Below are 8,127 nucleotides of genomic sequence, written 5' to 3' on the forward strand. Positions count from 1 at the left end.
AAGAAACGAAGCAAAGAAAACGCTTTTAACCGCTCTACCCTAAGTGTCCACAGCGTGCAGTTTTCATTCATAGGTGCCCCCAAAGCACGGTGCTCGCCAGAGCGCCGGATGTGTGAAACCCTCCTTCTCCGTACACAGGTTCTGACACGCTTCGCCACCAGTAATTGAACCTGCCCACGGTGCACCCCGCGCTATCCGCGGACAACCTTCCACCGAATTTGTACGCATGACGAACCACCTCGCCAACCTACCTCGAAACGAAGCCGCAAAATGTGGGAAGTTCTGATCGAGGGATAACCGTCCAGCTCTTAAATGACGACATTATAAATGTGTGCCCGGCCATGTCGCCCAGGAAGATTGCAGCGCAGACTACACAACCAACCAACAAAAAAATTGCGCCCCAAAGACGCGTGGGTCCGTGCGGGTACCTTGGCAGTGGTGCTTACCCGAGAGCACTGGTGGCGAAGCGTGTCTATGTCAGGATTCGCGAGAAGGAGGGGTTCAAACATCGGTCGTTCTGGCGAGCACCGTGCTTTTGGGGCACCTATGAATCAAAACTGCACGCTGTGGACACTTAGGGTAGCGTGTTTTAAAAGCGCTTTCTTTGCTTCGTTTCTTTGTCGCTTTGGACAAAGAAATGACGCGCCGCCACGCGCAGTGGCTAACAGTGGTAAAGAAAAAATCCGACTCACGCAGACCGCTACGGCCGAAAGCACCAACCCGGCACTGACCCCGGCCACTCACCCAGCCCTAGCAACTAAGCACCGCCCCCAAAACCCGCCCGCCCGCCCATCCACCACCGCGAGCGAAAAACCAATCTCTAAACCAGCACATCCGAGAACACCCGGTTAGCAAAGTGGTTCGAATCCGTGCTGCCGTTCAACACACCCACAGTCTTCAAGTCATCCGCGTACAGCGCAATTTCCTTCTTGAACGCGTCGCCCGTCGGATGATGATGATCCGTGTGACTCTTGAGCATGGCGGTCAGTTGAGACACGTCCGCTTGCGGCGCGTACTGCGCAAAAATAGTCGCCGCCTCCGCGGGATGGTTCGCCGTCCATTCAGTTGCGTCGAGCAAAGCCTGCGTCAATGCCTGCGCCGTCGCACGATCCTTCCTCACCAGCGTCCCGCGCACGCCGAGCACACAGCACACGCGCGTCTGATACTCGCCGCACAGGTTGTTCGATACTTCGTACAGGTGATCCGATTCCCGCAGCATCCAGATAGTCGGATCGCCGTCTGCCACGGCGTGGACCTCGCCCTTCTTCAACGCCTCGCCCAGCAAGTTGGCGGGATACTGACGCCATTGAACTTCGCTGTCCGGATCAATACCGAGTTTCTTCAGCGTGATGGCGAAGAAGTTTTTCGCAGGACTGGCCATGTCGCTCACACCCACTATCTTGCCGCGCAAGCCGGGTAGATCGACAATTCCCGAACTGCGCGTAGCAAGCAAGCGCATGCAGCCGCCATGAATGCCGGCAGTCAGCTTGACGTCGAAGCCCTGTTCCAGTGGCTTGATCCAACGCAATGCCATGCCAACTCCAGCATCCGATTTTCCGGTTGCAATGGCTTCCAGTAACTGGTCCGTCGACCCGGCGAAGTTGATCAGCTCAACGTCCAGGCCGCGCTTCGTAAAGAAGCCTTGCTTGACCGCCACCGGTACCGGCGCCGTACAAATCGCGCCAGCATTCCACGATAACTTCAACTGCTTTAACTTGCCGTCGTCGGCTCGGGCAGGCAGTCCGACAAGGCCAAACGACGCCCCGCCCAGTGCCGCCGCTCCAGCAGTCCACGCGGTCTTTCGCAACCAATCTCGGCGCGACAGGTTCTCCGGCACAGCGGCTCTTTCGCCACCATCGGCATCAGGACGATTCATCAAACATTCTCCACGGGTCGTTTGTTATTGATGTTTTATCTGTGTGATTCTGGTCGGGAGATTCACTCGTAACCTCACGCAACCAGACCGAGTAACGCAAGCACTTCACGCCTGAGTTCAACCAGCTTGGGATCGTCGCGATGACGCGGATACGGCGCGTCATTACGCACTTCCGCAGTCACGCGTGCCGGACGCTCGCTGAAAACGATCACCCGGTTCGCCAGGAACAACGCCTCTTCCACATCGTGTGTCACGAGCAGGACAGAGAAGCGTGCGTCCAGCCACAACTTCACCAACTCGCCTTGCATGCGCAGCCGCGTGAGGGAGTCCAGCTTGCCGAAGGGCTCATCAAGTACGAGCAACTCGGGATCGTTGACCAGCGCTCGCGCAAGCGCAACACGCTGCGCCATGCCTCCCGACAACTGATGCGGATAAGCTGCGGCAAAGTCGGTCAGGCCGACCAATTGCAAGGCGGCATCTATACGGTGTTCCGCCGAACGCTCCTGGTCAGAAAGAGACTCGACCGCGCGAGCACGGGTCCATGGAAACCGCCGCCGTCTTCGCTGAGCCTCGGGTCCAAGGCCAACATTGGCGCGTACCGTACGCCACGGATACAAGGTCGGATCCTGGAAGACGACAACCCGCGACGGGTCCGGTCCGCGTATAGCCACGCCGTTCGACGACACCGTACCAACCGCAGGAGCATCGAGTCCGGCCACCAGTCTGAGCAAGGTCGACTTGCCGCAGCCGCTGGGCCCGAGCAACGCGACGAATTCACCCGGGGCGACTGAGAAGCTGACATCGTCGAGAACGGGCAACGCTGCGCCGTGCAGCGAGAACCGATGACTGACGTCGCTGACGTCAATACGCGCACCGGTTGCCGCGGCCTTGAATGCCGGCTGCGTTAATTGCGCCGATTGAGCAATGCCTTGCGTGCTTACCATTTCAACAACCCCTTCTGCCATGCGAGCAACCAATCTCTAAAGCGGAACAGCAACGTGATTAGCCCGGAACACATCAGCGCCATGACTAGCAACGCCGCGTACATGTTCGAATATGCCGCCCATCCCTGCGCCCATTGCAAATACCAGCCGAGTCCTGCTTTAACGCCCATCATCTCCGCTACGATCAGCACGGAAAACGATGCACCCAGTCCCATGAAAAGTCCGACGAACACGGACGGCAACGCCGCCGGTATCGCAACCTTCAGGATCAGGAAACCGGGCCGTGCGCCAAGCGTGCGGGCGATGTCGTAGAACGTGCTGTTGACACCCGCCACGCCTGACCACGTGAGCACCGCCACGGGGAAGCCGGTGGCAAGCGCGATCAGGAACACACTCGCGCTGAAGCTGGACGGAAAGAAGAAGAACGCCAGCGGCAACCAGGCGGTAGCGGGCAACGGACCGATTAACCGCAATACCGGATGCAGCCAGTACCCCACCGCCCGCGACCAGCCGATGCCGACTCCCGTGACAAAACCTACGACCGCTCCGATCACATAACCATAAGCAAGCAATCCGAACGAATGGGCGACGCTTGAACCGAGGCGCGGGAAGTCATCGAAATAAACGGCGATCAGCGCTTGGGGAGGCGCAAAAAACGGCCGGGGTAACCATTCGAGTTTCGCTGTCAGTACTTCCCATGCGGTCACGCCCACCGCGAGCGCAACAAACCAGGGCATGGCCTTGAGCCAGCGTTCAGCGCGTGACGGAGATGCATCCGGCTGACGCGCCACGAGGCTTCTGCGCGCCGCCGCGCCTACTAGCAGTGCCGTCGCCGCGAGCACCAGTTTTAGCACCAGCAGATGGCCGGTGTGGGGCCACTCGTCCGCGTCAGGCCACCAGCGCGTCAAGCCTGCGCTCGCGAGCCATGCCAGTGCTGCCAGCCACGCCGGCAACAGGCTCGGACCTGCCTGGCTTAACGACGCCGCACTCACGCGGGCCGGTTGCGTCCGGATGCTTGCCGCATGAGGCTGGAACCCGATACCGGTTTGTCCGGAAGCGGGATCGAAATGAGGAGTGCCGGACATAATGGAGAAGACCCTCGTTAGGTTGGAATGAACCCTGTGCGTTGGCTCCGGAGGCGGATGCTGCCACGGCGCGTTGCACAGCAACAAACATCAAGACTATCGATGCTTCGGCCTCTTAACAATTATTCGTTTTCGATATGTTTATGAGGCCACCTGCATTATCGATTGCATGATTGTTCAAACGATGTCGGCCTTCTCGCCTTGCCAAACGCTATGCGCGTAGAGCGTCTCGTTGAAGTCGGGAGGCACATCCCCGTTCAGGCGTTGCTCGTGGTGATCGAGATCGGCGAGAAACAAATCGCGGCTGATGCGGCCTACCACCGCCGGGATATCGCGCTTCATGCTTGGCACGTCACCTACCGGCACGCCGGAGTTGACGAGGCCCGCGGGGTTGTACACATGAAGGTTCGCGAGATAAGGCGCTGTTCCCGGGATTTTCTCCAGATACTCGAGCGCTGCACCAAGGTAGGGATGTGCGCCGAGATAGTCATCGCGCTCGTTATCCGCGGGGACGTATCGGTCGCGCCATAGCAGGATGTCCTTCGATACAGCCGAAAGCTCTGGGCGCACAGCCGGATCGACAAGATAGCCCGTACCCGCGATTGCGAAGTCGAAATGGAAATGCTGATTGCCTACCTGGGCGGCAATACGCCCACCCTCCGCGCTTGCCTGGCTCCAGGCCGCACCCAGATGCAGATGGAAGTTCGGATGCTTCGTTACGCGCTCCACGGCGTCCATTGGCGGGGTCGAGCCTGCTTGGCGGAAGCGCAACGCCTGACGCCAGCGCAAGGCGTCCGGTAACGCAGGATAGTTGTCGTACGCGCCCGGATACGCCCGAGTACGCGTAATAGGCACGGCGGGAATCGCGGCGCGCCGCACGAAAAGATGCACCTGCGCAGCTCCCGCTTCGAGTGCAGTGGCAGCCGCGTCGAAAGCGGATGCGGCACCGCCGATGACCGCTACAACTTTCCCTTTAAGCAAGTTTAAATCGATAGCGTCGGAGGTATGCGCGTAGAGCGAACGTGGCAAGTTCTCGTGCAATACGGCCGGTATCTGTGCGGCGCCGTTCCCCGCTACGCCATTGCACAAAATGACCTTGCGCGCCGTCTCTACGTGCTCTTCACCCGCCGCGTTCAGCAGGCGCAACCGGAAGTGCGAGTCCACCGGTTCTATCCGTGCGAGACGCGTACCATAGCGAATCGGAATCTTCAGGAAGTGTCGATACCACCCAAGATATTCGGCCCAGCGCGCGCGGGGAATCCGATCGATATCCGCATAGGCCGCCGCGCCCCAACGCGCTTCGAACCAGACCTGAAAGCTCAATCCCGCCACGCTGAGTTCCGGCCCTATCAGCGTCTTTGGTGTACGCAGTTTGTTCATGCGCGCCCGATTGAGCCAGACGCCCGCGCCTGCTTCGTCGGCCGCCGCATCGATCACCGACACCTTGCCGATACCCGCCCGTCGCAGCGCGAACGCGAATGCGGCGCCGGTCTGTCCACCGCCAACGATCACGACGTTATGGTCGATACCCGCCCGGTCCGGCACCCAGTTATCCGGGTCGGGGCCCAGCAGGCGTAGCGCTTCAAGCGCGTTGGCATCGGGATTGGAGGTAGTTGTCATTGCGCGGGTTCGATCAGAAAATGGAGGGATGATCGAGATATTGAAAAGGGACACGCGCGCTGGCAACCAAGCAATTCAACTTTGCTTAGACGCTTTTTACGAAACGGCCGGGCAGGCTGCGCTTACCGCCGGGTCGGGACTATGCGATCAGGCGCATGCGAGTTTGCGGGCGGTGCTGCATGACCGTCCGCTCGCTTCATTTCGACGAATACTCTTGATGCCACGTGAGCAATTGCTTTGAGGGAGGCATGTGCCACTTATTGCCTTCATCGATGAGAAAACCACTCCGGTGCCACTCCTTCACGATCTTGTCGAGCGCGGCCACGGTGTCCGTCTCGCCCTTGCGCACCCAGATCACTGACGGCGACGGAATCAGTTGATCAGCGATGGGAGACTCATAGTCCTGCCACTCGCCCGACGTACCGGTAAGGCGGGCCTGAATGCCGGGCGTCACATGAACCGGCGCCACGCAAGTCCCGCCGCGCAAAGCCAGCAGCGCTTCGGGCATGCCTTTGAAACCCTTGACCTGTGCCCCGTATTGTTCAATCAGCGGCCGTGTGTAATTGCTGCCTTGCGAAACGCAAACAGGCTTGCCGCGCAGGTCGTTCCAGTTGTGAATACCCGCGCCCTTGTGAACCATCGCAGAACCACCAATCTCCTCGAACGGCGTGGGCACATAGCTCAGTATCTCGTCGCGCTCTTTCGTGTACTGCATGCTCGCGATCAGCGCGTCAACTTTGCCCTGCTGAAGGAACTGCACGCGGTTCGGAGGCGTGACCTCCACCGCTTCAAATTTCACGCCGAGACGTCTGGCGAGGTCTTGTGCAAGTTCGACGTTGTAGCCGACGGGCTTGCGAGTCTGCGGGTCGAGTGAACCGTAGGTGCCGTCGAGCACGACCCCGACGGTGAGCGTGCCGCGTGCCTTGATCCGGTCGAGGGTGGCATCGGCGTGAACGGTTTGCGAGAGCGCAAGCGCGGTCAAGGTAAAGCTTAACAAGGCGGCGAAGCGAAATTTCATTGGCTGGGACTTTCTGTGGCGGGTGCATCGAAACGGAAAACAGCGAGCTCATCCGGCGCGCACTGCGCGATCAGACCGGTCTCCCAGCCGAGATATTGGCGAGCGGCGTCGAGGTTGCCATCGTGACGATCATGGACAAAAAACAGATAGTCGCGTTCGCATTGGCGAGCGTGACGGCTTTGCCTGTCGGCATTTTGATGGGTGTAAGCCGCATTGCGCGGGGTCTGCTCGATCCGCCGTTGGAGTTTTACCGGCCTCTGCCACCGCTTGCACATTTACCGCTGGTCGTGATCTGGTTTGGTATCGATGAAACCGCGAAGCTGATCGTGATTTATCTAGCATGCTTCGCGCCGATTGCGATGGCTGCACGGGCAGGTGCGCGGAGCGCTACCGCTGAGCAGGTAAACGCCGCGTATTCGCTTGGCGGGAGCTTTGCGCAGGTTGTGCGTTTTGTCGTGCTGCCGGCCGCGTTGCCCGAGATCCTGACGGGCTTGCGGATCGCGATTGGATTTGGCTGGACAACGCTCGTCGCGGCCGAGATGGTGGCGGCAACAGCGGGACTCGGGCAGATGGTGCTGAACGCGTCGAGCTTCCTCAGAACCGATGTCGTGGTGATGGGGATTGTGTTGATCGGTTTGATTGCGTGGACCTTCGATCTCGGTATGCGAGGGTTGGAGCGACGGTTGGTGCCGTGGAGGGGGAAGAGTTGAGGAGGAGGGTTTGCGGTGGACGGGTTCGCTCGCGGTGGACGGGTTCGCTCGCGCCAGTGGACGGGTTTTAGGGGTTGGCGGTTGCGGGTTGGTGGTGGGAGTTGGTGCCGGATTGCCAGGTTCCGAGGTTAGCGGTCGGGGTCAATACCGGGTTGCTGCTTTTAAGGTTATTGGTTTGATTAGGTTGGCTAATTTCTTTAGCACTGTTAGCCACTGTGCGTGGCGGCACGTCATTTCTTTGTCCAAAGCGACAAAGAAACGAAGCAAAGAAAACGCTTTTAAAACACGCTATCCTAAGTGTCCACAGCGTGCAGTTTTCATTCATAGGTACCCCAAAAGCACGGTGCTCGCCAGAGCGGAGGATGTGTGAAACCCTCCTTCTCGCGAATCCCGACATAGACACGCTTCGCCACCCGTGCTCTCGGGCAAGCACGAGTTATCCAGGAACCCGCACCGCCCCACGCGTTTTCGAGGCCCCGTTTCTTGATAGCTTGGTTGAGCGCTCCGCGCAGCGAGCCGCGAGGCGACGCTCGCCAATCACAGCCCGATGTGCATTTACTGTTTCAATGGTTGGTGAGTCGACTGACGAGTTGCATGGACATTTTCGACCGGCGCGGCCTCACCCATCCGACGGCCTTGTTTCGAGGTAGGTTGGCGACGTGGCTCGGCATGCGTACAAATTCGGTGGAAGGTTTTCCGCGGATAGCGCGGGGTGTTCCTTGGGCGGGTTCAGTCACTGGTGGCGAAGCGTGTCAGAACCCGTGTTCGGAGAAGGAGGGGTTCACACATCCTTCGCTCTGGCGAGCACCGTGCTTTTGGGGCACCCATGAATGAAAACTGCACGCTGTGGACACTTAGGGTAGCGTGGTTTGAA

At 59.4% G+C, this 8,127-nt stretch carries 6 protein-coding genes; 1 reads left to right on the top strand and 5 read right to left on the bottom strand.

Annotated elements, in window-relative coordinates; genetic code table 11:
• Positions 1-820: 820 nt before the first annotated feature.
• The 5 genes from GSQ93_RS32990 to GSQ93_RS33010 all read right to left on the bottom strand — a co-directional run bounded on the left by GSQ93_RS32990 (position 821) and on the right by GSQ93_RS33010 (position 6,543).
• Positions 821-1,876: an ABC transporter substrate-binding protein gene (locus GSQ93_RS32990; protein ID WP_158940135.1), complete on the bottom strand. Its 1,056-nt coding sequence runs from the start codon at positions 1,874-1,876 to the stop codon at positions 821-823.
• Positions 1,877-1,950: 74 nt separating this feature from the next.
• The gene (locus GSQ93_RS32995; protein ID WP_158940136.1) at positions 1,951-2,820 is read right to left on the bottom strand and encodes an ABC transporter ATP-binding protein; all 870 of its coding nucleotides are present in this window, start codon (positions 2,818-2,820) and stop codon (positions 1,951-1,953) included.
• Positions 2,814-3,905, bottom strand: coding sequence for an ABC transporter permease (locus tag GSQ93_RS33000; RefSeq protein WP_158940137.1), 1,092 nt, complete (start codon positions 3,903-3,905; stop codon positions 2,814-2,816). The genes GSQ93_RS32995 and GSQ93_RS33000 overlap by 7 nt, the downstream gene beginning before the upstream one ends.
• Before the next feature lie 177 nt (positions 3,906-4,082).
• Positions 4,083-5,525 carry an NAD(P)-binding domain-containing protein gene (locus tag GSQ93_RS33005; protein WP_158940138.1) on the bottom strand — a complete coding sequence of 481 codons (1,443 nt, stop codon included), beginning with the start codon at positions 5,523-5,525 and terminating at the stop codon, positions 4,083-4,085.
• A 196-nt stretch (positions 5,526-5,721) separates the two neighbouring features.
• A complete protein-coding gene (locus GSQ93_RS33010) occupies positions 5,722-6,543 on the bottom strand; it encodes a transporter substrate-binding domain-containing protein (protein ID WP_158940139.1) in 822 nt (273 codons plus the stop codon).
• Between the two features lie 26 nt (positions 6,544-6,569).
• Between GSQ93_RS33010 and GSQ93_RS33015 the strand changes: the two genes are divergently transcribed.
• The gene (locus GSQ93_RS33015) at positions 6,570-7,253 is read left to right on the top strand and encodes an ABC transporter permease subunit (protein WP_254074192.1); all 684 of its coding nucleotides are present in this window, start codon (positions 6,570-6,572) and stop codon (positions 7,251-7,253) included.
• Positions 7,254-8,127: the final 874 nt, after the last annotated feature.

The organism is Burkholderia sp. S171, from assembly GCF_009766085.1.
Classification (GTDB): Bacteria; Pseudomonadota; Gammaproteobacteria; order Burkholderiales; family Burkholderiaceae; genus Caballeronia.

What these genes read in the sequence shown, in the direction of transcription:
- GSQ93_RS33010 (WP_158940139.1), bottom strand. Translation starts at nt 6,543, where the DNA reads ATGAAATTTCGCTTCGCCGCCTTGTTAAGCTTTACCTTGACCGCGCTT.
- GSQ93_RS33000 (WP_158940137.1), bottom strand. Translation starts at nt 3,905, where the DNA reads ATGTCCGGCACTCCTCATTTCGATCCCGCTTCCGGACAAACCGGTATC.
- GSQ93_RS32990 (WP_158940135.1), bottom strand. Translation starts at nt 1,876, where the DNA reads ATGAATCGTCCTGATGCCGATGGTGGCGAAAGAGCCGCTGTGCCGGAG.
- GSQ93_RS32995 (WP_158940136.1), bottom strand. Translation starts at nt 2,820, where the DNA reads ATGGTAAGCACGCAAGGCATTGCTCAATCGGCGCAATTAACGCAGCCG.
- GSQ93_RS33005 (WP_158940138.1), bottom strand. Translation starts at nt 5,525, where the DNA reads ATGACAACTACCTCCAATCCCGATGCCAACGCGCTTGAAGCGCTACGC.